1 protein-coding gene is annotated in these 1,441 nt (G+C 67.6%); it reads right to left on the bottom strand.

All coding sequences use genetic code 11. The annotated features are described in order from the left end of the window. Positions 1-64 precede the first annotated feature (64 nt). The gene (locus DES43_RS22215; protein ID WP_035029080.1) at positions 65-1,327 is read right to left on the bottom strand and encodes an IS256 family transposase; all 1,263 of its coding nucleotides are present in this window, start codon (positions 1,325-1,327) and stop codon (positions 65-67) included. Positions 1,328-1,441: the final 114 nt, after the last annotated feature.

The following is a 1,441-nucleotide window of genomic DNA, read 5'->3' on the forward strand; positions in this document are numbered from 1 at the left end:
GGTGCCGTCGCGAGCTGTGTTGAAATTCGGGTGGCGCGATCTCCAGCATAGACATCGTATTGGGTCAGGCGGCGAGGTCAATCGTGTCCTTTGCGGCTGATGCTTGTGTCAGCGTCTTCCAGCCGTCGACCTTGCGCATGGTGATCTGACCGGACGCCAGCAGGGCCCAGAACAGCATGGCGGCGGTGGCCGCCGAGGGCAGCACCGTCTGGGTCTTGATCCGCCGCTTGAACTCCTCGTGCAGCCGCTCGATCGCATTCGTGGTCCGGGCCGACTTCCATTGCGAGGGCGGCAATTTGGTGAACGCAAACAGAGCGTCGCCGGCTTCCTCGAGGCTGTCCGCCACCGCCCGATGCCGCAGCCGCCATTTGCGCAGGAAGGCCTGGCGGCGCTCCGCAATCTCCTCGACTGTCGTGGCATAGATCATGTCGGTGTAATCGGCCGTGATCTCGTCGGAGAGACGCTTGGGCGCATGGGCGAGCAGATTGCGGTGCTTGTGCACCGTGCAGCGCTGCAGGGGAACACCGTTCCACACCGCCGCGAGCGCCTGCTCCAGGCCCGGCGCGCCATCGACGATGACAAAGGCCGGCCGGCGCAGCTGGCGGGCGACCAGATCGTCGAGGACCGCACGCCAGGCGGCCGTGGTCTCGCCGCCCATGTTCCTGACTGCCAGCAGCACCTTCTGCCCGTCCTCACGGATGCCGATCACCACCAGCAGCGAGATGGAGGTGGCCTTCCGGTCGAGCCGGACCCGCACCACCGTGCCGTCGAGGATCAGCCGCACGATCGGCTCGTCGGCGAGCGAACGCTGGTTCCAGGCCTGCCAGTCGGCCTGCACCTTGCGCCAGACCCGGCTGACCGTGTCCTTGCCCACCGCTCCGCCGAACAGAGCCGCCAGCGCCCGGCGCACCCGCCGGGTGTTGGTGCCTGACAGATAGGCCGAGGCAATCAGCGCATCGGCGGCCTTGGTGCGGCGCTGATAGGCCCGAAGGGTGGCACTCCTCCACTCGGTGGTGCCGCCATCCTGCGTGTGCAGGCGGGCCCGCGGCACGGAAATCTCGGTCGGCCCGAAGGTGCCGGTGAGCGTGCGCGACCGGCAGCCGTTGCGGTAGCCGCGCGTGCCGACGGACGGCTCGCCAGCAGGCGCCCGGCCATAGCGGGGTCGGCCGAGAGCGGCCTCCAGTTCGGCCTGGATGAGGGCTTCGATCCAATCGCGCACCCGCTCGCGCACGCCGGTCTCGATTGGGTCGATCCAGGTGTCGAAAAGTCGGGCGTCGGGTTGGCCGGTCAGATGCGCAGACTGTGACTTGCTGATAGGGTCCGTCATGGCGTGGTCTCCAATGGGACCCTGGCGCTCCAACGCCCGAATCCCGTTTTGTGGGCTTCAACACCCGGAGACTACGCCACCCTCTCAAAAGTCCACCACATCCCAGACGGCACC

The sequence above is a fragment of the Aquamicrobium defluvii genome, from assembly GCF_004363725.1.
In the GTDB taxonomy this organism is placed as follows: domain Bacteria; phylum Pseudomonadota; class Alphaproteobacteria; order Rhizobiales; family Rhizobiaceae; genus Mesorhizobium; species Mesorhizobium defluvii.